The following is a 22,254-nucleotide window of genomic DNA, read 5'->3' as shown; positions in this document are numbered from 1 at the left end:
TTACCCTCCGGGAGGTGCCTCACCATGAGCGTGACCGTGAAACAGCAGCAGCTTCACCCTCCCCGGCAGGGGCTCACTATGAGCCTTAGGCAGGCGGGTCCTGTCAAGTCTTCGGGGCCTTGTCCTCGCCGCCCTTCCATGCCTTGGTCAGGCCGAGCAGATGGGCTGTGTCTTTAAGAAAAATACGCAGGTGCGCCGCGGGTTTGGCGCGCACCAAGCGCTTGTGCATATAGGCTTCCCAGGTCAGATGCTGGATGTCCGGGTCGTCGCACAGGCTGACGAAGCGCTCGCGGCGCTTGTCGCTCTTGTACCAGAAGCGCTGCATGATGCCGAGAATCCAGAACACCCGCCCGTGGGCCTTCATAAAACGCTTGCGGGCGCTGGCCAAAGCCTTGGCATCGCCGGTGATCAGAAACTGCTCGACCGCGTCGGCCGCGAGGCGCCCTCCGGTCAGAGCATAGTAGATGCCTTCGCCCGAGGCGGGGGCGACCACGCCGGCTGCGTCGCCAGCCAGCACCAGATCGCGATCATTGTCCCATTTCTTCAGCGGATGCAGCGGAATGGGGGCGCCCTCGCAGCGCAGGGTCTCGCAGTCCTCAAGCCCGGCGGCCTTGCGCAGATCGGCGGTGGCCTGTTTGAGCGAAAAGCCCTTTAGCTCGGTGCCGACGCCAACGCTGGTGGTCTCGCCATGGGGAAAGACCCAGCCGTAGAAGTCCGGTGAGATTTTGCCCTGGTAGTAGACATCGCAGCGGCTGGGGTCGAAGTCCGCATGGCCCGCGTCCGGCGAGCGAACGATCTCATGATAGGCCGCGACATGCGGCAACTCCTTGGCGCCGGGTACGCAGTCCTTTGCCACGCGCGACATGGCTCCATCGGCACCGATAATGGCGCGCGCGCGCACCTGCTCGGGCGCCGGTTTGGCCTCGGTCTTGCTGCCTGCTTCCTCGGGCTGGAAGTGGACGATGGCCGTGCCGTCGCTGTCGCGATCAATGCGCTGATAGCTGCCATTGCGCCGGGTGGCACCGGCAGCAGCGGCACGCTCGCGCAGCCATTCGTCGAAGGGGGCGCGGTCAACCATGCCGACATAGCCGCCGTTGATGGGCATATCGACGTGGCGCTCGCTCGGCGCCACCATGCGCGCGGAGTTGATCTTTGCGACCAGCTGCTCGTCGGGAATCTCGAATTCAGAGATGGCAATGGGCGGAATCGCCCCACCGCAAGGCTTGATGCGCCCGGGACGGTCCAGCAGCAGCACAGAACGCCCGCGACGGGCGAGATCGGTCGCCGCCGTGGCGCCAGCAGGGCCGCCGCCGATCACGACGACGTCGTAGGTTTGGAGCTCGGGCATTGTTTTTCGGTGTTCAGTGGTTGTTAGTTGGAGTGTTTTGATCGATTCCGGCCTGCTAAACCAGCGCGCGCGAGGCGAAGGCGCTGATCATCATGCCGCTGACATAAACCGTCACGCCGAAGGCGCTGAGCCAGGTGGCGCGCTCGATCGGGGCTTTCACGAAGCGCAGCATCATAGCGCCTTGAATGGCAACCAGCACGCTGACTGCCAGGGCATGCCAAGGCTGGCTCCAGCTGAACAGCAGCGCAACCACGATGATTTGCGGAACCAACATCACGATGCTGGCCAGCTGTGCGGCGCGATCAGGGCCGAGCTGCACCGGCAGGGAGCGCACGCCGAGTTGTTTGTCCCCTTCGATCGCTTTGAAGTCGTTCAGCGTCATAATGCCATGGGCGCCGACGCTGTAGAGAAAGGCCAATGTCAGGCTGCGCCAGTCCGGCATCATACCGCCAAGCATCACGGCGGTGCCCGTGACCCAGGCCAGGCCCTCGTATGAAAAACCGACGGCGGCGTTGCCCCACCAGCCGTTTTGCTTCAGCCGTGCCGGCGGGGCGCTGTAGGCCCAGGCGAGCGCGATGCCAAGCAAGGTCGCGACTATGACCCAGGGGCCAAGCCACAGCGACCAAAGCAGCGACATTACCGACCAGATGATGGCGATATAAAGCCCCCAGCGCCCCGGAATGCGCCCGGAGGGAATCGGCCGGTCGGGCTCATTGATGGCATCGACATGACGGTCGAACCAGTCATTCACCGCCTGGCTGGTGGCGCACAGAAGCGGCCCGGCCAGGATGACGCCGGCGATCAGCACCAGGATATTGGTCAGGATCGGCTGGCCAGAGGACACCACCCCGCAGGTAAAGGCCCACATCGGCGGGAACCAGGTGATCGGGTGCATGAACTCCAGCACATCGGCTAGTTTGATGCGGTTTGGTTTGGTTTGTGTTGGTACTTGTGAGGGTGGACTGCTGGCTTCGGACATGGGGGCGTGGGTCTTGTTAGTGCTCGGTTGCGTGCTCGGCTCCGGATTCGCTACCGGATTCACTGAGGCCGTAACGGCGGAGTTTGACGTACAGACTCTGGCGACTCAAGCCCAGCAGTTCGGCGGCGGAGGCGCGGTTGTCACCGGTCAGCTCCAGTGCGGCCTCGATGCACAGGCGCTCGATCATGTCGGTCGATTCGCGCACCACTTCCTTCAGCGGGACTCTCCCGACCAGTTCGGTGAGCTGCTCGACCGAGCGGGGCAGGGCGCGTCCGGGCGAGCCGCCGGCGGAGACCCGCCGGTCGACATTACGGATGATAAAGCCAAAGCTGGGCTGGTCGGCATTTTGCACCGCTACGGCGGAAATCTCGACCTCGCTCGAACTGCCATAGTCGCTGCGTATGCTGGTTGCGAACAGACGCACGGCACCGTGTTGGCGCAGGTTCGCAATCAGAACATTCAGGTCCACGCCCGGGCGCCCGAGCCAGCGATCGAGCGATTCACCGCGCACCTGCTCTTCGGTCGAGAGTTGGGCGAGCTCCAGAAACGCGTTGTTGGCGCTCAGGATACGCCCGTCCTGGCGGGTAATAACCACGCCGTCAGGGGCGTTTTCCAGCATCTTGAACAGCCGCGAGCGCGGCTCGCCGGCCATGCTGGTGTTGCTCTCGGTCTCCACCGGTGACAGGCGCACCAGCAGCAGGGTGGCGTTCTCCTGGCGCACCGGGGCAGCGGATATGAGGAATTCGATATCGCGCTCGGTCAGGCGCGCGCGCACGTCGGCGCTGCGCCCGGCCGAGCGCACGCCGGCGAGCAGGGACTTGATGGCCTCGGTGCCGGTGGCGTCGAAACCCTCGGGGAACGCGCGCCCGACCAGCTTGCGGGAGTCTGCCGCGAGCAGCAGGCTGGCGGCGGGGTTGGCCTCGACGATCTTGCCGTTGCCGGGGTCGACGATCAGAATCGCCTCCGACATGGAACGGAACAGCAGCCGGTAGCGGGTCTCGAGCTGGCGCAGGCGCCAGTAGTCACGCTCTAGCGACTGCTGGGCGTCGACCAGGCGCTGTTGCAGTGCAGCCATTCCCTGCTGGCTGCGACCGACCGCGACGATGCGATGGCGATTGCCCAGACTGGCGGCGCAATAGCGAACGGGAAGCTCGTCGCCGCTCAGCGCGACGTGCTCGACCTGGTCCCAGTGCGGGGGCTGCTCGTCGGCGCGGGCGCTGCTGAGAAGTAGCTCGACTTTGTCGCGACTGTCGCTGGTGACGGTATCGGCCCAGTCCATGCCGATCCAGTCGCCGATCTGGGCCGAGAGTTCGTCGTTGCCGAAGGCGAGGTCGAGCACGCGCCCCTCGTTGTCGAGAATGAGCGCGATGTCGGATGCCGCGGCGATCAGCTCTGCCGCGGCTTCTGTGCCCAGATCCCCCAGGGCTGATTCCGGAGCGTCAAACAATTTCACCAGTCCGCCGTAAGGTCAGGCGCCAGCGAGCCCGCCCGGCGCGGTCGTTGCGCAGAATGGGCGCGAGCAAAACGGGCGCCGGCAAAACGGGCGCCGGCAAAATGGGCGCGTGGCGGGTTGCGCGGTTTACCTTGTGACAGCAAGGAGATGCGCCGTCGCTGCGACATGGGGCCGTCCTGAGGATCTTAAGTGGTCTAAGGTTTGTTGCGATTGTGCGCACGGCCGCTTGAGAGTTCTCGCGCCAAGGCTGAGAGCCAGTCATGGCGAGCAATGGCGTGATGGTTCGTAGCGGGTTTGTAACGCGTTAAGCCGCAGTCAAACACCGGCTGCGGCAACGGCTCTGCCAAGGCGGTGTGCGCCGCCTCGGCAAAGATTCCGCGTGAATTAGTAAAACCCGGGCTCACTATCTGTCAAGTCCTGTTTACGTTAAGTATAGTTGACATAGGCCGGGTCGGGGCATAATTTTTCCGAAATTGTTCATCGACCCGGGCCTTCGCGAAGAATGATTCCGCGTGATGGCGCGAAATCTCCTGTCACGGGCGTCACCCCACAGGCCCCATGTCTGGTAAAGTAACGGGCTGATTTGTGCTGACCACCGAGCCATAGCGTTATGACACGGCCAACTCAACCTCTCTATACACCAGAAGAACGCCGCCGCCGGGATGAAACGCCCTGGACCCTGGTGCAGGGCATCTTGGCACCGGTGCAATTTCTGGTCTTTCTGGTCAGCCTGGGGCTGGTGTTGCGCTATCTGGCAACCGGCCATGGCGAGCTGGCGGCGACCTGGTCGATTGTGATCAAGACGCTGATTCTCTACACCATCATGATCACGGGCTCGATCTGGGAGAAGGTCGTCTTTGGCAAATACCTGTTTGCCGGTCCCTTTTTCTGGGAGGATGTGTTCAGTATGCTGGTGCTGGCGCTGCACACGGCCTATCTGGTGGTGCTGCTGACCGGCTGGCTCGACACCCGCGGGCAAATGTGGGTCGCGCTCGCCGCCTATGCCACCTACGTGGTCAATGCCACCCAGTTCATTCTCAAGCTGCGCGCGGCGCGCCTCTCCAGCCAGGCATCCACTCAGGCCGGGGCGAGTGCGGCCGGAGGTGGCGAATGACGGCCGCAGCCAGCGGCGACTGCGCCGCCACGCCGGAGATTCACCACGAGCGCGGCGAGCGTCAGACCTTCTGCGGTCTGGCCGGCATCGTCTGGCTGCACCGCAAGATGCAGGACAGTTTCTTTTTGGTGGTGGGTTCGCGCACCTGCGCGCATCTGATGCAGTCCGCCGCCGGGGTGATGATCTTCGCCGAGCCGCGTTTCGGCACCGCCGTGCTGCAGGATCGCGATCTTGCCGGCCTTGCCGATGCCAATGACGAGCTCGACCGTGTGGTGCGCGAGTTGCTCGCGCGCCGCCCGGACATCGGCTCGCTGTTTTTGGTGGCGACCTGTCCGTCGGAGGTCATCAAGCTCGATCTCGACACCGCTGCAGCCCGCCTGCAGCAAGCGCATGGCGAGCGCGTGCGCATCCTGGCCTATAGCGGCAGCGGGCTGGATACCTGCTTCACTCAGGGCGAGGATACCTGTCTGCAAGCACTGGTGCCGCTGTTGCCTGAGCTGCCGACGCTGCAGCGCTCCCTGTTGATCGTCGGCTCGCTGGCGGACGTGGTGGAAGACCAGTTCACCCGGTTGTTCGATCGGCTCGGCATCGGGCCCGTGCATTTCCTGCCGCCGCGACGGGTGGCGGATTTGCCGCCAGTGGGGCCTGGCACCTTCCTGCTCGCGGCTCAACCGTTCGTCGGTGAGACCATCGACGCTCTGCGCGCGCGCGGCGCCCATCTGATCGAGTCGCCTTTTCCGCTCGGCGTCGAGGGCACCCGCGCCTGGCTCATGGCTGCGGCTGGCGCCTGGGGCGTGGCGCCGGAGCTGGTCGAGGAGGCCATCGCGGCGCCCGCGGCCCGGGCCGAGAAAGCCCTGGCGCGCTATCGCGAGCAGCTTGGTGGCAAGCGCATCAGCTTTCTGCCCGACTCGCAGCTCGAGATTCCGCTCGGGCGCTTTCTTGCGCGCGAATGCGGCATGCAGATCGGCGAGCTTGGCGTGCCTTATCTCGACCGCCGCATCATGGAGCCCGAGCTTGCCCTGCTGCCGGCCGATACCCAGCTCACCGAGGGCCAGGACCTGGAACGCCAGCTCGATCGCCTGCGCGCCGATCGCCCGGACATCACCGTCTGCGGCCTGGGCCTGGCCAATCCGCTCGAGGCCGAAGGCTTGACCACCAAGTGGTCTATCGAGCTGGTTTTCACGCCCATTCAAGGTTTTGATCAGGCCGCCGATCTGGCCGAGCTGTTCGCGCGGCCGCTCAATCGGCGTCAGCGGCTGGCGTTTTAGGGAGCAGGCACCATGGAACTTACCGTCTGGACCTACGAAGGCCCCCCGCACATCGGCGCCATGCGCATTGCCGCCTCAATGGAGGCTGTGCATCTGGTGCTGCACGCGCCTCTGGGCGACAGCTATGCCGATCTGCTATTTACTATGATCGCCCGCTCGGCGGGACGTCCGCCGGTCAGTTACACCGGCTTTCAGGCCCGCGATCTGGGCGGCGATACCGCGCAGCTGGTCAAGACGCGCCTGGCCGAGACGGTCGAGCGCTTCAAGCCCCAGGCGTTGCTGGTCGGCGAGGCCTGCACGGCGGAGCTGCTGCAGGATCAGCCGGGTGCCCTGGCAGAGGGCATGGGGTTTGATATTCCAGTGATTTCGCTCGAGCTGCCCGCCTTCACGCGCAAGGAGGCCTGGGGCGCGAGCGAGACCTTCCATCAGCTGGTGCGCAGCCTGCTGAATGGCCGCCCGGTGCCGCAGGGCGCCGGTGATCCTTCCGCGCGCGCCAAGGCAGAGGGCCGGCGCCCGCGCGCCAATCTGCTTGGGCCGACCGCGCTCGGCTTCCGCTGCCGCGACGATGTGATCGAGGTGACCAAGTTGCTCGATACGCTTGGTGTGGATGTGCATCTGGTCGCTCCGGCCGGCGCCACGCCCGCCGATCTGGCGCGCATCCCCGAGGCCGACTTCAATATCTGCCTGTATCCGGAGATAGCGCACAGCACCTGCGTCTGGCTTGAGCGCATGTTCAAGCAACCCAGGGTGCGCACTGTCCCCATTGGTGTCGGCGCGACGCGGGATTTTGTCTTCGAAGTGGCGCGTTTGGCTGGTCTCGATCCCGCACCAGCCCTGGCGCAAGCCCGCACTAGGCTGCCGTGGTTCTCGCGCTCGGTGGACTCCACTTATCTCACCGGCAAGCGGGTGTTCATTTTCGGCGATGCCACCCATGTCATGGCCGCGGCGCGCATGGCCCGCGAAGAGCTCGGCTTCGATGTGGTCGGGCTTGGCACCTATAGCCGCGAGTTCGCGCGCGAGCTGCGCGCGCTGGCCGAGGACATCGGCGTCGAGGCCTTGATCACCGACGACTACCTGGCGGTCGAGGCGCGGGTGGCCGAGCTGCATCCCGAGCTGGTGCTGGGCACCCAGATGGAGCGGCATATCGCCAAGCGGCTTGGCATTCCTTGCGCCGTGATCTCATCACCCGTGCATGTGCAGGACTTCCCTGCTCGCTATGCACCGCAGATGGGCTTCGAAGGGGCCAATGTGATCTTCGACACCTGGGTGCATCCGCTGATGATGGGCCTGGAAGAACATCTGATTACCATGTTCCGCGAGGATGTCGAATTCAACGACGGCGAAGTTGCCGCACCCGCGCGCGCGGTGCAGTCGGCTGAAGTTGGCGAGCCCGATGCTGCTGCTCCGGGCGCCGCCGCTGCGGCTAAAGCGCCTGGCCCGAATGATTCGGCTCCGGGCGATCCCGCCCCGAGCGATCCCGCCCCGAGTGATCCCACCCCGAGTGATCCCACCGCGTTGCGCTGGGAACCGGATGCCGAGAAAGAACTGCGCAAGATCCCGTTTTTCGTGCGCGGCAAGGCAAGGCGTAACACCGAGAATTTCGCCCGCGAGCGCGGGCTGACCGAAATAAGCATCGATACCCTTTACGAAGCGAAAGCCCACTTCGGGCGCTGAGCCTGTTTGCCCGCCTCTGCATCAGGGCGGCGTCATTCAGCATTGGTTAGAAGCGACGACGACTCACTGGTTATCCTGCGCAGCGCGCGTTACCAGCCACTGGCGCCATCAACCACTGGCATCATCACCAACCACTGACCCACTAGCGACAGAAATGGCTACGAATAGATCCCCGATTGACGACCTCAAACAGATCGGCATGCAGCTTCTGATCCGCTTTCTGCCCTTTGCAGACGCGGCCACTGATGATCTGCCGCTGCCACGGCTGCTGCGCTTGTCGCTGTTTCAGATTTCGGTCGGCGCTGCGATCGTGTTGCTGAACGGCACCCTCAACCGGGTCATGGTGGTGGAGTTGGGCATGCCGGTGTGGCTGGTGAGCCTGATGGTCGCCTTGCCACTGGTGTTTGCGCCCCTGCGAGCCCTGATCGGCCATCGATCGGATTATCACCACTCCGCCTTCGGCCTGCGGCGGGTGCCCTACATCTGGTGGGGAACGTTGCTGCAATTTGGCGGTTTTGCCTTCATGCCCTTCGCCCTGCTGCTGATGTCTGCCGAGGGCAACAATATGGCGATCCTGGGCTATATCGCCGCCGCCGCAGCCTTCCTGCTGGTTGGCGCCGGGCTGCATACCACCCAGACCGCAGGCCTGGCCCTGGCCACCGATCTGGCGCCCAAGGATACGCGCCCGCGGGTGGTGGCCCTGCTCTATGTCACCCTGCTGGTCGGCATGCTGCTCAGTGCGGTCATTTACGGTCTGCTGCTGCGCGATTTCACCCAAGTAAAGCTGATTCAGGTCATTCAAGGCACCGCAGGCCTGACAATTTTCCTGAATCTGACCGCTCTCTGGCGTCAGGAAGCCATTGATTCAAAACGCGCTGCCAGCCGCATTCGTGCGCCCAAGTTCTCCTCGAGCTGGAAGGCCTTTGTCGAAGACCGCTACGCCGCGCGGCTGCTTATCGCCGTCGGCTTGGGCACTGCCGCGTTCAGCATGCAGGATATCCTGCTCGAGCCCTACGGCGGCGAGGTGCTGGGCCTGACGGTCTCCCAGACCACCCTGCTGACCGCCATCTGGGCTGGCGGCACCCTGATCGCCTTCTCGCTGGCCGGCTGGTTGCTGACCCGTGGCGGCGATCCTAACCGGTTCGCCATGGTTGGCGCGGCGCTGGGTGTCTTCGCCTTCGTGGCCGTGATTGTTGCTGGCACGCTCGACATGCCTTGGCTATTCCGCACCGGCGCCTGGTTGATCGGCTTCGGCGGCGGTCTGTTCGCCGTCGGCACCCTGACCGCGGCCATGGGTCTGGCGCACGGCGGCCACAGCGGCCTTGCGCTTGGCGCCTGGGGCGCGGTCCAGGCCACAGCTCAAGGCGGGGCTATTTTCCTCGGCGGCACCATTCGCGATATCGCGAGTTTCATGGTCGAGGAGGGCTGGATCGGTTCGGACATGTCCGGCCCCGCGTTCAGCTATGGTGTGGTCTATTACCTGGAAATCATCCTGCTGCTCGCCACCCTGGTGGTGGTCTTCCCGCTGTTGTTTAAAAAGAACCAGCCCAAACTGGATACGGCCCAGGGCGGGGAGAAAAAGTTCGGTATTTCAGAGATGCTTTAGCGCGAGAGCCTGTTTTGGCGGAAACGCCGCGGAAAGGCGGCATCATAGAGCTTGGAAACCCGGTCATCCCCAGCCCGGTCGCGCGCGCCCAGCGCCGGGCTGACCAGGATCAGGGCCTGACGATCAATACCGGCGGCGCGGCATTCGGCGGCGATGTCGGCCAGGGTGCCGCGCAGGATGCGTTCTTCATCCGGCCAGCTGACCTTGTGCGCGACCACCACGGGCGCGTCTTCCGCCCAGCCGGCGCGGCGCAGCTCGGCAACCACTTCTTCGATGCGGTCGATGGACAGGAAAATGCACAGGGTGCAGCCATGCCGAGCCAGATCGGCAAAGGATTCAGACGCTGGCATGGGTGTGCGGCTGGCCAGGCGGGTGAAGATCACGCTTTGGGTGACTTCCGGCAGCGTCAGGCTCTCGCCGGCTGCTGCTGCGGCGGCCATGGCCGAGGAAACGCCCGGCACGATGCCGATCTCGATGCCGGCGGCATCAAGCGGTCGCGCGAGCTCGGGGATGACGCCGTAGAGGGTCGGGTCACCGGTCTGCAGACGCACGACGGTCTGATGCTGGCCAAGGCGCTCGAGCAACCAGGCGCGCACTTCGCTCAGGTCCATGCCTTTGGAATCCGCGATCTCGCAGTCCGGCCCGGCCCATTGCAACGCGGCCCCGGCGACCAGGGAGCCGGTGTAGAGCACCGCGCCGGCTTCTCCCAGCAGACGGGTCGCGCGCACTGTCAGCAAGTCGGCCGCGCCGGGGCCTGCACCGATAAACCAGAGTTTGCCCATGAATGTGCCTTTATCTCGTGTCATTGAAAGAGCGAAGGGTGCCGACGGCTCTGGAGCTTGTAGTTGTCATCTTAATCGAAGCAGGCAGTAGCCCTGGGATCGAGTTGTTGCGGTCGGCATCAAGATGGCCGTGGTGGCGCAATGGTATCAGCGTGCGGATTCGAACAGCATGAAGGGTCCTCAGGTCCTGGTTGTCGGTGGCGGTATTGCCGGACTCTGCGCGGCTATCAGCGCGCGGCGTGCGGGTGCGCGAGTCCTGCTGGTCGAGAGCGCACCGCGCTGGCGCCGTGGTGGCAACAGCCGGCATGGGCGCAATTTTCGCTTCTGTCATGATCAGCCAAGTGCCCTGGTGCCTGAGCGCTATCAGGCCGATGAGTTCACCGAGGATCTTGCGCGTGCGACTGCCGGCACGGGAGATGCGGCCCTGACGCGCTTGCTGATCGAGCGTTCGCGCGCGGCTCCGCGCTGGCTGCTAGATTCCGGCGTGGCACTGCAAGAGCGCAACCGGGGAACACTGCCATTCTCGCGCAAAACGGCCTTTTTACTTGGTGGCGGTCAGGCAATGGTCAATGCGCTCTATGCGCAGGCCGAGCGCCTGGGGGTGGATGTTCGCTACGGGTGCGTGGCGAATCGACCCTGCCTGCGCGGCAACCGGCTGGCAAGTATCGAGCTGCGATCTTCGAGCCAGTCAGGTACTTCGGGTCAGTCGGGCCAGTCCAGTGCGTCGGGACTGACGGGCCAAGCGGCTGAGTCGGGTGGTGTCCCAGGAAGGTCGTCGCTGGAGTTGCCCCAAGAACTGGTCCTGGAGCCGGCCCCGGAACATCCTCCGGAACAGGCCCCGAAGTTGACCAGCGAAACCTTGACCCCGGATGCCGTGGTATTGGCCTGCGGCGGTGCCCAAGGCAATCCTGATTGGCTGCGCCAACATTGCGGCGAGCGGGTGGAGGGGTTCATCAACCGGGGTACGCCGGAGGCGCACGGCAAGCTACTGATCGAACTACTGGCGGCCGGTGCCCAGGCGGTAGGTGATCCCAGTCGCCTGTATCTCGTCGCGGTGGATGCGCGGTCGCCGCCGGCTGACGGCGGCATTGTCACCCGTATCCGCGGCATGCCGCAGGGCATGGTGGTGGACCGCGATGGGTTGCGTCGGCACGACGAGGGCGCGGACCGGGGCTCGACGCGCTATGCGCGTTGGGGCCAGCGGTTGGCCGACTACCCAGGGCAGATCGGTTATTTGCTGTTGGATGCCGCGGCACTTCGGGAGGTGCCGGCGGCGCTCTACCCGCCGCTGGTCGCACCCGATCTGCAGGGGCTTGCGCGGCAGATTGGGATGGATGCAGCTGAGCTCGAACGCACCTGGCTGACCTACAATGCCGCGATGCGCAGTTCCTTCGGTGATGACTCCTTGCGCCCGGACCTGCACTCGCACCTGGAGTTGCCCCCGCACTCGGTGTTTCCAACTGATTCGCACCGGGATTTGCACCCAGATGGGAGCACCCATGCGCCCCTGGACCCACCTCGCACCGGCCCGGCCCGAGCGCTGGACACGCCGCCCTTCGCCGCTTACCCGATGCGCCCGGGGCTGACCTTTACCTACCATGGATTGGCCGTCGATGCGCGTGCGCGGGTGCAGTTGAGCAGCGGTGAGCCGATCGCCAACCTGTTCGCAGCCGGCACCCTGATGGCGCCCAATCTCTGTCCGCAAGGCTATCTATCGGGCCTGATGCTGACTATCGGCCAGGTGTTTGGCGTTCTCGCGGGGGAGGAGGCCGCGCGCCATGTCCGCGGCTGAGCCTGTTGTCGAGGGCGCCGCGGTGGATGCATCCGCAGCAGCAACAGAAGCGCAACGGATACTCGCGATCTGCAACATCTGCGGCTATTGCAACGGTTTTTGCCCGGTATTCGACGCCGCGCGTGAGCGCCCGGCACCGCACAGGGGCGACCTGAGCTATCTGGCGCACCTCTGCCACGCCTGTCGCAATTGCCTGGAATCCTGCCAGTACGCGCCACCACATGCTTTCGGCGTGAATGTGCCGCGCACCCTGGAGCGGCTGCGCTGGCTGGACTATGCCGATTACGTCTGGCCGAAACCATTGGCCAGGCTGATGAGAGCAGGTATGGTTTTAGGGTCAAAGGCAGATTTCGCGCTGTTCTTGAAACTTTTCTTGGCAATGATTGTGCCCTTGCTGATGGGGTTTTGGTGGCTGCCCTGGTCGCAATTGACCCAGCCTGCGCTGGGGCCAGGCGGCTTTTACCGCATCGTGCCCTTTCCGCTGATGGTGTGTCTGGGTGTGGCGACGCTCGGCTGGGCATTGCTGTCAATCGGAGTCAGTTTGGTGCGCTTTTGGCGAGCGATTGGCGGCGGGCGACCCGCAGTGCGACTGACTTGGTCTGGGCTGAGCGCTGTGCTGTGGGATCTCGCGAGCCTGCGACATCTCGATGGCGGCGGTGCGGGCTGCACCGACTCCCACTCCCCGCTCGCGCCGGCACGGCGGTGGTTGCACCAGTTGCTGGTACTCGGGTTCTTGTGCTGCTTCGCCGCCACTGTGGTGGCCGCTTTCTGGCATCACGTCCTGGAACGCGTGGCGCCCTATCCGATAGGCAGTCTGCCTGTGGTGCTTGGCTTGGTTGGCGGTCTATTGATGCTGGCGAGTGCGCTCGGTCTCTGGTGGCTGCGGCGGCGAACCAATCCGCTGGCGTTGGCGCCGGAGCGAAAGGGTGGCGAGATTTCGGCAACCCTGTGGCTGCTGGCCGTGGTGCTGAGCGGACTGGCGCTGTTGGTCTGGCGCGGAACCTCGGCCATGGGCCTGTTGCTGCTCGCGCATCTGGGTTTCGTCTACGGGTTTTTTCTGCTGCTGCCGGCCAGCAAATTCGTCCATGCCGGTTATCGGCTGCTGGCCGTGCTGCGGTTGCGGCTGGAGCAAAGGAACATCGATGCGGACACCAGCCGTCGCGGATAACGCGCTTGCGAACGAGCTGAATCCTAAAGTTGTTTCGGTATAGAGCTCGCCACGCGAGCGCCCATAAGCGGGAGAAGAAGGTATGCTGGTTCAGGTGTTGACCAAGGTCTGGTTGGTGACAAAAACCCGCTGCGAGTGCGTCTTTGAGAGTTGTCCAGTATGAAGGCGAACAAGCTGCCGCGAAGAGTGTTGATCCTTGGTGGCGTGACCGAGGGGTATCTCTTGGCTGAAGCCCTGGTTGATCAGACGCGGTTTCATCCCATCAGTTCGCTGGCCGGGCGCACCGAGCATCCGCGCACCCCGGTCGGTGAGACCCGTATCGGCGGTTTCGGTGGCGTCGATGGCCTGCGCGCATTCTTGCGAGAGCGTGACATCGATGCCGTTGTGGATGCGACCCATCCCTTCGCCGACACCATGGGCCAGCATGCCGCGCTGGCCTGCGAGGGGGCGCCGGGAAACAAAAAAACCCCGTTGCTGCGTCTGGAGCGCCCGGCCTGGATGCCGCAACCGGGCGATCAATGGTATCCGGTAGCCGATTGGGATCAGGCAATCGCCGTGCTGAAAGCGCAGGGCGCGCGCCGGGTCTTGCTGGCGCTGGGTGCGCGCGAGCTGGCCCCCTTCAGCACGCTGACCTATACCTGGTTTCTGGCGCGCACCGTGACCCGCCCTGATCCCATGCCGCCCTTTGTCGCAGCCGAGCTCTTGGTTGCCCGTGGCCCTTTTGGGTTGGACCAGGAACTCAAACTCCTGCGCGACCACCAGATCGACACCATCGTCTGCCGGAACAGCGGCGGCGATGGCGCTGCCGCGAAGCTAACGGCAGCGCGCGAGCTCGGTGTTCAGGTCATCATGCGCGAGCGCCCACCGCGTCCGCCACTGCCCACCGTTGCCACGGTCGCCGAGGCGCTGGATTGGCTCGGCGAGATGTGAAACAGCGAATCGCGGCGCCGCTAAAGAGACCAACGCGGCGTATAGACCCAGTCGTCGCCGGCCGTGCCGGGAAAGGTGCGGGTGCCAGATGAACCGATGATCAGCACGGTGCGCATGTCGACGTCCTGCGGGTCCAGCGCGGCGAGCGTCAGCACCCGGGTGCGCTCGTCGGCGCGGCCGATGTCATGGCCGAGCGCGACCGGAGTGGTGGGGGCTTTCAGGGCGCGCAGGATGTCGAGTGCTTGACCGAGGGCATCGGGGCGAGCGCGCGAGCGTGGGTTGTAGAGCGCGATGACCAGGTCGGCCTCCGCCGCCAGGCGCAGGCGTCGCTCGATCACATCCCAGGGTTTGAGGTTGTCGGATAGTGACAGCACGCAAAAGTCATGGCCGAGGGGGGCGCCGACGCGCGCGGCCAATGCTTGGGCGGCGGAGATGCCGGGCAGAATCTCGAGTGGGACCTCTTGCCAAGCGGGATTCCACGTTGGATTCGCCATCGGGTTCGAAGCTGGGTTGCGCAGTTGTTCTTGGCTCTGCTCTTGGGTCTGTTTTTGGTCTTGACCTTGGTCTTGGGCCGCCGGGTTGCGCTCGGGTAACGGGCGGCTGTCGAGGGCCTCGAGCACCGCGCTGGCCATGGCAAAAATGCCGGGGTCTCCAGAGGACAGCAGCACCACTCGCCGCCCGCTGGCGGCCAGTTCCAGCGCGGTACGGGCGCGCTCGAGCTCCTGGCGATTGTCCGATGGCATCACTCGCTGATCGGGTCGAAAGGGACCCTTCAGCGTTTCGGCCAGGCGGAGATAGGTTTCATAGCCGAGAATGTCCTCGGCCTGTTCGATAGCGGCGTGTGCCTCGGGTGTGAGCCATTCCGGGGCGCCGGGGCCCAAGCCCACCACCGCAAGTCGACCTTTGGGGCTGGCCGACCGCTGCAGCGAAGGCGCGGCTTGCGTGGTGGTGGATGCCTGCAGCGTCTGATAGTCGCTCCCCTCGTCCTGCACTACTGGTGCGTGCGAATGTGGTTCGATGGGGTTCAGCTCAGCGGTTTCCGGTGCTTTTGGATTTAGCTCATCTGGTTTGATGGCATCGGGGTAAGCCGCGTCCGCCATCACTTCGAGCTGTTCCTCGGGGCTGGTCACCGGCACCAGCGCGGCGCCAGATTTAATCGCGGGCCAGGTCTCGCCAGGAATCAGGATCATGGCGAAATAAGGCACGCTTTTGGGCTCGATCTCCGGCAGCGCGCGGATGCGTTCTTCGCTCATGGTGGCGCGCTCGACATAGCGCGCGCGCTCGAGCAGGCCGAGTTGCTCGATGACCCGGCGCACCTTGGCGAAGTTAGTGCCGAGCTTCATCACCGCGGCCGCTTCGCAGCCGGCGAGGCGCTGGCGCAGCTCGGCTTCGGGTAAGGTGCCGGAGAGCACCAGCATACTCTGGTCGCGATACACCAGCGGTGCGCAGCGCCGAGGCGCTGGCCACCACCGAGCAGACGCCGGCGACGACTTCGGTCGGGAAGCGCCCGACCAGGCGATCGTGCAGGTACATGAATGAGCCGTAGAAGAAAGGGTCGCCCTCGCACAGCACGGCCACGTCGGTGCCGGCGGCCAGGTGCTCGGCCAGCGACTCGGCGCTTTGGTCGTAGAAGGCGCGCATGACGCCTTCGTAGTCGTAGGGCGGGGGCGGGATTTTGCCGGTGATCGGATAAATCAGCGGGATCAGCCGCTGCTCCGGGCGCAGGTACTCGGATACAGTGGTCAGGGCGTTGCCGCGCTTGTTCTCAGCGGCATAGTAGGCCACCACCGGTGCCGCGCGCAGCAGGCGCAGGGCTTTCAGCGTCATCAGCTCGGGGTCGCCCGGGCCGACGCCGAGGCCGGTCAGGCGACCGAGCGCATGCGCCTGCGATTGTGGTGTTTGTTGTTCCAGCTGTTGCTCCGGTGGTTCTGGTTGTTGGTCTTTCTGTCGCCGATGCGGGCGTTCCGGCATCGGCGGCTGTTGTGTCTTCGCGATCGAAGATTATGCTCGGTCAGGCTGGGGACCCAACGCGATATTGGATGTCGCGGCCGAGGGCATTGATGGCGGCGGTAGCCATGGCGCTGCCGCCTCGGCGCCCGCGCACGGCGACAAAGGGAATGCCGCGACTGTTGGCCGCCAACTCGGCCTTGGACTCGGCCGCGCCGACGAAGCCGACCGGAAAACCGAGAATCAACGCCGGGCGCGGGCAGCCGGCATCAAGCATTTCCAGCAGCCGGAAGAGCGCGGTCGGTGCATTGCCAATGGCGACCAAGGCGCCCTGCAGATGCTCCTGCCACAGCTCGAGTGCGGCGGCGGAGCGGGTGTTGTTCATCTCACGGGCCAGTTCCGGCACGCGCGGATCATCCAAGGTACAGAGGATGGCATTGTCCGTCGGCAAGCGCGCGCGGGTGATGCCATAGGCGACCATGCGGCTGTCGCACAGGATGGGCGCGCCGGCCTCCAGCGCCGCGCGTCCGGCGGTGCCTGCATCGGGGGAGAATTCCAGGTCATCGACGATGTTCGGCATACCGCAGGCATGGGCCACGCGCACCGCCAGGGGCTCGAGATCGGGCGGGATGCGCGACAGATCCGCTTCGGCACGGATGATGGCGAAGGATTCGCGGTAAATGGCGTCGGGGTTGCGTTGGTAGTGCATTCAGTGATCGGTCATTAGTGCTCGGCCGCTGGTGCTTAGCCGTTAGTGATTGGCCGTTAGTTGCCAGTTGGGCTGGCTGGGGCCAGTCATCAAGCGTCTGGTGGTAGGTCGACGCCCAAGGCGCGCAGGCGCTCGGCGAGCCGCTCGGCGCGCTCGTGCTCCCGCTTGAAATGTTCCCGTTCCTCGGCAACGCGGGCGCGTGCCTCTTCCAGCAGCGCGCGCTCACGCAAAACGGACTCGGGCAGGCTGGGTACTAGGGCGCCGGAACGCTCGAAGTAGCGCAGCTGCCCATCCGCGATTCCCAAGAAGAGTCCCAGCACGCTGCTCCAGAGTTGGCCGCGCTTATTCGGGGCGATCGGCAGATAGCGCTTGTTCAACAGCCGGAAGCCGTCAAATTCCAAGGTGTCGGGCGAGAACCAGAAATACTCAGGGGTGCGGAAAACATTTTGATAAAGATCTTTTTTCTCGCCGCGATCCACCGTGGCGGTTGAATCCGATAGCAGCTCGATGATCAAATCCGGATAGCGGCCACCTTCTTCCCACACCACCCAGGACTTGCGCTGGGTCGGCTCGGTGTCGCGGACCAGAAAAAAGTCCGGTCCGCGAAAATCGCGATGCTTCAGCTGCTGTTGGCTGTAATAGACGGTCAGATTGGCGCCGACGAAAAAATCTTGTTGTTCGCGCCAATACCACTCGAGACAGCTCACCAGCAAGGCGAGCTGCTGATAATGCAGACTGCTTTCCATTTCCGGCTCGTCGCTTAAGAGTTGTCCGGGTGCCGGCATCAGCTGTGCGAATTGTTCCGCGGTCACCGACATGATCGATTGCTCCGTGAGGGACTGTTCGGTTGGGGTAGTGGCCCCGAGGCTCAAAAGGAGATAGTCCAATGCTTTGACAGAATACCATGCGCGTTGGCGGCCGGCTTCCAGCTGGTCGGCGTATGGGACCTCAGCCGGACCCGGCGAGCGCGGCAGGCTCGCTGACGAGCGTTAGGGCAGTGGCCGGCGCAACAGGTAGGTGTCCATCACCCAGCCGCGTTCTTTACGCAGGTGCTCCAGGGTGGTGAGAATATCGTCGGCGACGGCATCGAGCGGGCCGGCGATCAAGACCTCGTCGTTGGTACCGAGATTGCCGCCCCAGTAGACTAAAAGCCCCTGGCCGAGACAATGGCGGAAGGCGCCGCGGCCATCGAGCATAACCACGGTGTTATCGACAGTGCCTGGATCGCATTGTTCGAGCTGGCGGCCGGTGGTGATGACAATGGGCTCGCCGACGCGGTTGAGCGGGATGGCATGACGGGCGGTTAGTACCTGCACCGCGGTCAGGCCGGGAATCACTTCAAGGCGCAGGGGTTCTGGGGTTGCTGGGGCCTTAGCGGTAGCCATTTCGGCGGCCAGTTCGGCAAAGAGGCTGACGCTTTGGTCATAGAGCGACGGATCGCCCCAGATCAGTAGCGCGCCGGTTTGGCCGTCTTCGAGCTCACGCTCAATCAACTCGGCAAAGAGCGCCCGCTTGCGTGCGTGCCAGTCGCGCACCACCTCCAGATAGCCATCGGTAGCGCGTTCGCGCGCTGGGCTTTGGGCATGCACGACCCGATACTGACCCGGTTGGAGGTAACGTACCATGATCGCCTCGCGCGCGGCGATCAGGCTCACTTTGCCGTGATTGCCATCAGGCCCGGCCTTGTCGAGCAGAAAAAAGACATCCACCGCGCGCATGGCCGCGATGGCCTGCTGAGTGACCAGATCCGGGCCGCCGGGGCCTATGCCAATTAAGGAGAGTGTTTTCATAGCGCGCCGATCATCGCCCGCGCCGATTGATGGCGCAACTCATCTGGCGAGAAGTGAGGGGGGAGGAGTGAGAAGCAACTGATGTCATCCATCGAAGAAGGCGATGCCCAGTGACTGCAGGCTTTTGTCTTTTCGTTGTGCTGTGCTGCAGGACGATGACCCTAGAACCCGAAACCTGGCGCCTAGTACCAGAAATCTGATCGCTAACCGCTGACAGCTGATCCATGAAACCATGACCACGGAACCAGTCCCGGCAAACCATTGCCCCGCGCTGCTGCTTGCCGCAACCGCCTCGGGGCAGGGCAAGACCAGCCTGACCGCGGCGCTGGCGAGCTTCCACCACCGCGCCGGGCGGCGGGTGCGGGTGTTCAAGACTGGACCAGATTTTCTCGACCCGATGATTCTGGCGCATGCCAGCGGAGCCTCCGATACGACCGGTGTCGAGCCGCTGGATCTGTGGATGGTGGGAGAGGAAGAGTGTCGGCGGTTGCTGTTTGCCGCTGCAGCCGAGGCTGATCTGATCTTGATCGAGGGTGCCATGGGACTCTTCGATGGCGAGCCCTCGGCGGCGGATCTGGCTGAGACCTTCGCCGTGCCGGTCGCCGCGCTGATCGACGCGCGCGGGCTGGGCCAGACCTTCGGCGCGCTGGCATTGGGGTTGCGTCAGTATCGCCCGGGGCTGCCTTTCGCCGGAGTCATCGGCAACCGGGTTGGCAGCGTGCGGCACGGGGAAATGATTCGTGCCGGATTGCAAGCGGACATCCCCCTGCTGGCGAGTCTTCCGCGCCTGCCCGAGAGCGCCACCCTGCCGCGCCGGCATCTGGGGCTGGTGCAGGCAGAGGAAATCGCCGACCTCGACACCCGTCTGGCCGCGATGGCAGATACCGTGGAAGACACCGAGCTTGGTGCCGAGCTTGATCAATGGCTACCCGCGGTCGCCTTTCAGCCAGGGCCAACAGCGCCGTCGTGCAAACCCCTGTTGGCGGGACGGCGCATTGCCGTTGCCAGGGATGCGGCCTTCGGCTTCCTCTACGAGGCTAACCTGCGCACGCTGCGCGCGCTCGGTGCCGAGTTGCACTTCTTCTCGCCCTTGACCGACGCTGGAGTCCAGGCCGATGCGCTCTATTTGCCGGGCGGTTATCCGGAATTGCATCTTGAAGCCTTGGCGGCAAACCATGCCATGCAAGAGAGTTTGCGTGCCCATGTCGGCGCCGGCCGTCCGATTTATGCCGAATGCGGTGGCATGCTCTACCTGCTCGAGCATCTGGCCGATCATGCTGGGGCGGGTGCCGATCTTGTCGGTCTGCTGCCGGGACGCGCACGGATGCAGCCGCGACTGGTTGGCCTAGGCATGCAGTCGCTGAAATTGCCTGCGGGCGAATTGCGCGGGCATTGTTTTCATCACTCGAGCATGAGCACCGTGGTGGAACCCCTCACCCATGGCCTGCGGCGCACCGGTAGCGGGCCGGGGGAACCCTTCTATTGGCAAGGACCGGTGCGCGCGAGCTACCTGCATCTGTACTTTCCGTCCGCACCGGAGGCGGCGGCGAGTCTGTTCTTGCAATTGGCTTAGACGATGCTTGCGCAATCACGGATTAGCGTGAATCACATGGATTCATCATCCGGGGTGGCCAGGACGCATGAGCGTTAGGTAGATCCAAGCTAGGCGAATCAATGCGCCTCGACAACCTTGCTAACGCAAAGCAGCGTCAGCGGTCGCGCGGGCTCCCAGGACTGAAAGCCGCCAAGCGGGGCCGCCTGGGCCAGCGCCACCCGGATCAGCTCGCCGCCGTGGTCTTGACGGAGTCGTGCCAGCACCAGCTCGCTCTCCAAGGTCACTGCCGTCGCGACCAGACGCCCGCCGGGCTTGAGCGCCTCCCAGCAGCGATCGACCACGCCGGGGCGGGTTAGACCGCCGCCGATGAAGATGGCATCTGGCGCCGCCAGCCCGGTCAGGGTGTCGGGGGCGCGACCTTCGATCAGGTCGAGCTCTGGCACGCCCAGGCGCGCGCGGTTGGCGCGGATCAGCGCGCAGCGTTCTGGATGGGACTCCACCGCGACGGCCTTGCAATGGCTTCCCGCGCGCAGCCACTCGATGCCGATGGAGCCGCAGCCGGCGCCGACATCCCATAACTGCTCGCCATGCCCGGGCGCCAGGCGCGCGAGCACGATGGCGCGCATGTCGCGCTTGGTGAGTTGTCCGTCGTGCGCAAAGGCATCATCAGGCAGTCCGGCGCGGCGCGACAGGCGGGCAATGGACGCATCTGCCCGGCACTCAACCGCCATCAGATTGAGCGCCGCGCCGGGCGGATGCGACCAGTCGCGCGCGCGGCCTTCAAGTATGCGCTCTTCGGGTCCACCGAGATGCTCAAGTCGCACCAGGTGGCTGTCGCCATAGCCGCGGGCGACAAGTAGTTCAGCCAGTTCTGCCGGGGTGTCGGCGTCGCGACTCAGGACCAACAGTCGGGCCGCCGGTGCTAGGTACAAAGCCACGCGCTCGAGCGGCTCGCGGTGGGCCGGGATCACACGCACGCGATGCAGCGCCCAGCCCAGCCGCGCCGCGGCAAGAGATGCCGCCGAGGCCGCGGGCAGCACCCGCATTTCTCCCACATCGAACCAGCGCGCCAGGGTCGCGCCGACGCCATGAAACATCGGATCGCCACTGGCGAGCACCACCACCGGCTGACCGCGATAGCCGAGCAGCTTCTCGCGCGCGGCCGAGAAGGGGCTTGGCCATTCGATGCGGATCTGGTCCGACTTGCTTTGGTCCGGTCTGCTCTGGTCGAGTCGGTTCTCGTCGAGTCCTTTGCGGTCGATTCTGTCTTGGTCGAGCGTGGCCTGATCGAGTCTGGTCTGATCGAGCAGGTTCTCTTCCATTGAGATCGCATCGCGTCGGGCTCGATCCGCCCGCCTTGGCACCATCGCGAGATGACGCGCGCCGCCGAACAGCACCCAGGCTTGCGATACAGCCAGGTGCGCGGCCTCGCCAAGTCCGGCCAGGCCGTCCTCGCCAATGCCGACCACGGTCAGCCAGGGGGACGGGGTGTTTTCCCCAGATGTTTTGCCCATGGCGCCGATGATGCTTCCGCACGCAAGGAGCGCGCAAGTCTCGGGTTCAACCCGGACGGCGAGATCGATCATAATACCGGGGCCACTGTCGGCAGTTATGCACTCGGGCGGAGCGGAAACCAAAGATGCAGCGAATCACCATCACCGTTAACGACGACCTGGCTGAGCAGTTCGAGACCTATCGCAAGAGTCGCGGCTATGACAATCGCTCCGAGGCACTGCGGGATTTGATCCGCGACCGCCTGGGTGCTGAGGAACTCGCCCGGCCGGAGGCCAGCGACTGTCTCGCCACCCTCACCTACGTCTACAACCATCACCAGCGCGAGCTGGCAGCGCGTATGACCCGGCTCTCGCACGATCATCACGACCTGGCCGTCTCCACCCTGCATGTGCACCTCGACCATGACAACTGCATGGAGACCGTGGTGCTGCGCGGCTCGGCGCAGCGGGTGCGGGCCTTCGCGGATGCGGTCAGCGCCGAAACCGGCGTGCGCCATGCCAGACTCTTCCTGCTACCGGTCAGGACCTCCGAGCAGGCTCACAATCACGGGGATGCGGAGGGATCAGCGCGGCATTTGCACCTGGAGCCCATGTCCTGACCTTTGCCTCCTTTCCCTTCTATTTG

At 64.6% G+C, this 22,254-nt stretch carries 18 protein-coding genes and 1 pseudogene; 9 read left to right on the top strand and 10 right to left on the bottom strand.

Features of this window, described 5'->3' with window-relative positions; genetic code table 11:
* Positions 1 to 103: 103 nt before the first annotated feature.
* The 3 genes from Thiosp_RS20155 to ppsR are packed head-to-tail and all read right to left on the bottom strand — an operon-like array spanning position 104 to position 3,780.
* On the bottom strand, positions 104 to 1,348 hold the full coding sequence (locus tag Thiosp_RS20155; protein WP_201068742.1) for a geranylgeranyl diphosphate reductase: 1,245 nt from the start codon (positions 1,346 to 1,348) through the stop codon (positions 104 to 106).
* Between the two features lie 55 nt (positions 1,349 to 1,403).
* Positions 1,404 to 2,327, bottom strand: coding sequence for a chlorophyll synthase ChlG (chlG, locus tag Thiosp_RS20150; RefSeq protein WP_201068741.1), 924 nt, complete (start codon positions 2,325 to 2,327; stop codon positions 1,404 to 1,406).
* Positions 2,328 to 2,343: 16 nt separating this feature from the next.
* Positions 2,344 to 3,780, bottom strand: a complete 1,437-nt coding sequence (gene ppsR, locus Thiosp_RS20145; RefSeq protein ID WP_323696671.1) for a transcriptional regulator PpsR — start codon at positions 3,778 to 3,780, stop codon at positions 2,344 to 2,346.
* Between the two features lie 610 nt (positions 3,781 to 4,390).
* On the opposite strand from ppsR, the gene bchF reads away from it, so the two are divergent.
* From bchF to Thiosp_RS20125, 4 genes are all read left to right on the top strand, one after another.
* A complete protein-coding gene (gene bchF, locus Thiosp_RS20140; RefSeq protein WP_201068740.1) occupies positions 4,391 to 4,894 on the top strand; it encodes a 2-vinyl bacteriochlorophyllide hydratase in 504 nt (167 codons plus the stop codon).
* Positions 4,891 to 6,162 (top strand): ferredoxin:protochlorophyllide reductase (ATP-dependent) subunit N, encoded by a 1,272-nt coding sequence (locus Thiosp_RS20135; protein ID WP_201068739.1) that lies wholly within the window; start codon positions 4,891 to 4,893, stop codon positions 6,160 to 6,162. The genes bchF and Thiosp_RS20135 overlap by 4 nt, the downstream gene beginning before the upstream one ends.
* A gap of 12 nt (positions 6,163 to 6,174) precedes the next feature.
* Positions 6,175 to 7,836 (top strand): ferredoxin:protochlorophyllide reductase (ATP-dependent) subunit B, encoded by a 1,662-nt coding sequence (bchB, locus tag Thiosp_RS20130; protein ID WP_201068738.1) that lies wholly within the window; start codon positions 6,175 to 6,177, stop codon positions 7,834 to 7,836.
* A 199-nt stretch (positions 7,837 to 8,035) separates the two neighbouring features.
* Entirely contained in the window at positions 8,036 to 9,442 is a 1,407-nt protein-coding gene (locus Thiosp_RS20125; protein WP_323696670.1) for a BCD family MFS transporter, read from the top strand.
* On the opposite strand, the gene cobM is transcribed toward Thiosp_RS20125, so the two are convergent.
* Positions 9,439 to 10,224, bottom strand: coding sequence for a precorrin-4 C(11)-methyltransferase (gene cobM, locus Thiosp_RS20120; RefSeq protein ID WP_201068736.1), 786 nt, complete (start codon positions 10,222 to 10,224; stop codon positions 9,439 to 9,441). The two genes, Thiosp_RS20125 and cobM, sit on opposite strands and share 4 nt — an antisense overlap.
* A 169-nt stretch (positions 10,225 to 10,393) precedes the next feature.
* On the opposite strand from cobM, the gene Thiosp_RS20115 reads away from it, so the two are divergent.
* From Thiosp_RS20115 to Thiosp_RS20105, 3 genes are all read left to right on the top strand, one after another.
* Positions 10,394 to 12,016 carry an FAD-dependent oxidoreductase gene (locus Thiosp_RS20115; RefSeq protein WP_201068735.1) on the top strand — a complete coding sequence of 541 codons (1,623 nt, stop codon included), beginning with the start codon at positions 10,394 to 10,396 and terminating at the stop codon, positions 12,014 to 12,016.
* A complete protein-coding gene (gene tcuB / locus Thiosp_RS20110) occupies positions 12,003 to 13,184 on the top strand; it encodes a tricarballylate utilization 4Fe-4S protein TcuB (protein ID WP_201068734.1) in 1,182 nt (393 codons plus the stop codon). Before Thiosp_RS20115 ends, tcuB begins: the two co-directional genes overlap by 14 nt.
* Positions 13,185 to 13,343: 159 nt before the next feature.
* The gene (locus Thiosp_RS20105; protein ID WP_201068733.1) at positions 13,344 to 14,114 is read left to right on the top strand and encodes a cobalt-precorrin-6A reductase; all 771 of its coding nucleotides are present in this window, start codon (positions 13,344 to 13,346) and stop codon (positions 14,112 to 14,114) included.
* Positions 14,115 to 14,134: 20 nt separating this feature from the next.
* On the opposite strand, the gene Thiosp_RS20100 is transcribed toward Thiosp_RS20105, so the two are convergent.
* From Thiosp_RS20100 to cobF, 5 genes and pseudogenes are all read right to left on the bottom strand, one after another.
* Positions 14,135 to 15,304, bottom strand: coding sequence for a precorrin-3B C(17)-methyltransferase (locus Thiosp_RS20100; RefSeq protein ID WP_323697131.1), 1,170 nt, complete (start codon positions 15,302 to 15,304; stop codon positions 14,135 to 14,137).
* Positions 15,287 to 15,941: pseudogene (locus Thiosp_RS20095) on the bottom strand (precorrin-2 C(20)-methyltransferase); the annotation flags it as partial. The gene Thiosp_RS20100 and the pseudogene Thiosp_RS20095, both read right to left, overlap by 18 nt.
* A gap of 184 nt (positions 15,942 to 16,125) precedes the next feature.
* The gene (locus Thiosp_RS20090) at positions 16,126 to 16,770 is read right to left on the bottom strand and encodes a precorrin-8X methylmutase (RefSeq protein ID WP_201068731.1); all 645 of its coding nucleotides are present in this window, start codon (positions 16,768 to 16,770) and stop codon (positions 16,126 to 16,128) included.
* An 89-nt stretch (positions 16,771 to 16,859) separates the two neighbouring features.
* A complete protein-coding gene (locus tag Thiosp_RS20085) occupies positions 16,860 to 17,588 on the bottom strand; it encodes a Uma2 family endonuclease (RefSeq protein WP_201068730.1) in 729 nt (242 codons plus the stop codon).
* Positions 17,589 to 17,759: 171 nt separating this feature from the next.
* On the bottom strand, positions 17,760 to 18,560 hold the full coding sequence (cobF, locus tag Thiosp_RS20080; protein WP_201068729.1) for a precorrin-6A synthase (deacetylating): 801 nt from the start codon (positions 18,558 to 18,560) through the stop codon (positions 17,760 to 17,762).
* A gap of 232 nt (positions 18,561 to 18,792) precedes the next feature.
* Between cobF and Thiosp_RS20075 the strand changes: the two genes are divergently transcribed.
* Positions 18,793 to 20,133, top strand: coding sequence for a cobyrinate a,c-diamide synthase (locus tag Thiosp_RS20075; protein WP_201068728.1), 1,341 nt, complete (start codon positions 18,793 to 18,795; stop codon positions 20,131 to 20,133).
* Between the two features lie 98 nt (positions 20,134 to 20,231).
* Here the strand turns inward: Thiosp_RS20075 and cbiE are convergent, their stop codons facing one another.
* Positions 20,232 to 21,629 carry a precorrin-6y C5,15-methyltransferase (decarboxylating) subunit CbiE gene (cbiE, locus tag Thiosp_RS20070; RefSeq protein ID WP_201068727.1) on the bottom strand — a complete coding sequence of 466 codons (1,398 nt, stop codon included), beginning with the start codon at positions 21,627 to 21,629 and terminating at the stop codon, positions 20,232 to 20,234.
* Between the two features lie 125 nt (positions 21,630 to 21,754).
* Here cbiE and nikR point away from each other — a divergent pair, with 125 nt between their 5' ends.
* On the top strand, positions 21,755 to 22,228 hold the full coding sequence (nikR, locus tag Thiosp_RS20065; RefSeq protein WP_201068726.1) for a nickel-responsive transcriptional regulator NikR: 474 nt from the start codon (positions 21,755 to 21,757) through the stop codon (positions 22,226 to 22,228).
* Positions 22,229 to 22,254 lie beyond the last annotated feature (26 nt).

The organism is Thiorhodovibrio litoralis, assembly GCF_033954455.1.
In the GTDB taxonomy this organism is placed as follows: Bacteria; Pseudomonadota; Gammaproteobacteria; order Chromatiales; family Chromatiaceae; genus Thiorhodovibrio; species Thiorhodovibrio litoralis.
Note: the sequence above shows the minus strand (reverse complement) of the source record. Positions and strands in the feature narration are given on the sequence as shown.

Excerpts from the sequence above, each read along its gene's own strand:
- Thiosp_RS20155 (WP_201068742.1), bottom strand. The coding sequence starts at position 1,348 with ATGCCCGAGCTCCAAACCTACGACGTCGTCGTGATCGGCGGCGGCCCT.
- chlG (WP_201068741.1), bottom strand. The coding sequence starts at position 2,327 with ATGTCCGAAGCCAGCAGTCCACCCTCACAAGTACCAACACAAACCAAA.
- bchF (WP_201068740.1), top strand. The coding sequence starts at position 4,391 with ATGACACGGCCAACTCAACCTCTCTATACACCAGAAGAACGCCGCCGC.
- Thiosp_RS20135 (WP_201068739.1), top strand. The coding sequence starts at position 4,891 with ATGACGGCCGCAGCCAGCGGCGACTGCGCCGCCACGCCGGAGATTCAC.
- bchB (WP_201068738.1), top strand. The coding sequence starts at position 6,175 with ATGGAACTTACCGTCTGGACCTACGAAGGCCCCCCGCACATCGGCGCC.
- Thiosp_RS20125 (WP_323696670.1), top strand. The coding sequence starts at position 8,036 with ATGCAGCTTCTGATCCGCTTTCTGCCCTTTGCAGACGCGGCCACTGAT.
- cobM (WP_201068736.1), bottom strand. The coding sequence starts at position 10,224 with ATGGGCAAACTCTGGTTTATCGGTGCAGGCCCCGGCGCGGCCGACTTG.
- Thiosp_RS20115 (WP_201068735.1), top strand. The coding sequence starts at position 10,394 with ATGAAGGGTCCTCAGGTCCTGGTTGTCGGTGGCGGTATTGCCGGACTC.
- tcuB (WP_201068734.1), top strand. The coding sequence starts at position 12,003 with ATGTCCGCGGCTGAGCCTGTTGTCGAGGGCGCCGCGGTGGATGCATCC.
- Thiosp_RS20105 (WP_201068733.1), top strand. The coding sequence starts at position 13,344 with ATGAAGGCGAACAAGCTGCCGCGAAGAGTGTTGATCCTTGGTGGCGTG.
- Thiosp_RS20100 (WP_323697131.1), bottom strand. The coding sequence starts at position 15,304 with ATGATCCTGATTCCTGGCGAGACCTGGCCCGCGATTAAATCTGGCGCC.
- Thiosp_RS20090 (WP_201068731.1), bottom strand. The coding sequence starts at position 16,770 with ATGCACTACCAACGCAACCCCGACGCCATTTACCGCGAATCCTTCGCC.
- Thiosp_RS20085 (WP_201068730.1), bottom strand. The coding sequence starts at position 17,588 with ATGTCGGTGACCGCGGAACAATTCGCACAGCTGATGCCGGCACCCGGA.
- cobF (WP_201068729.1), bottom strand. The coding sequence starts at position 18,560 with ATGAAAACACTCTCCTTAATTGGCATAGGCCCCGGCGGCCCGGATCTG.
- Thiosp_RS20075 (WP_201068728.1), top strand. The coding sequence starts at position 18,793 with ATGACCACGGAACCAGTCCCGGCAAACCATTGCCCCGCGCTGCTGCTT.
- cbiE (WP_201068727.1), bottom strand. The coding sequence starts at position 21,629 with ATGGGCAAAACATCTGGGGAAAACACCCCGTCCCCCTGGCTGACCGTG.
- nikR (WP_201068726.1), top strand. The coding sequence starts at position 21,755 with ATGCAGCGAATCACCATCACCGTTAACGACGACCTGGCTGAGCAGTTC.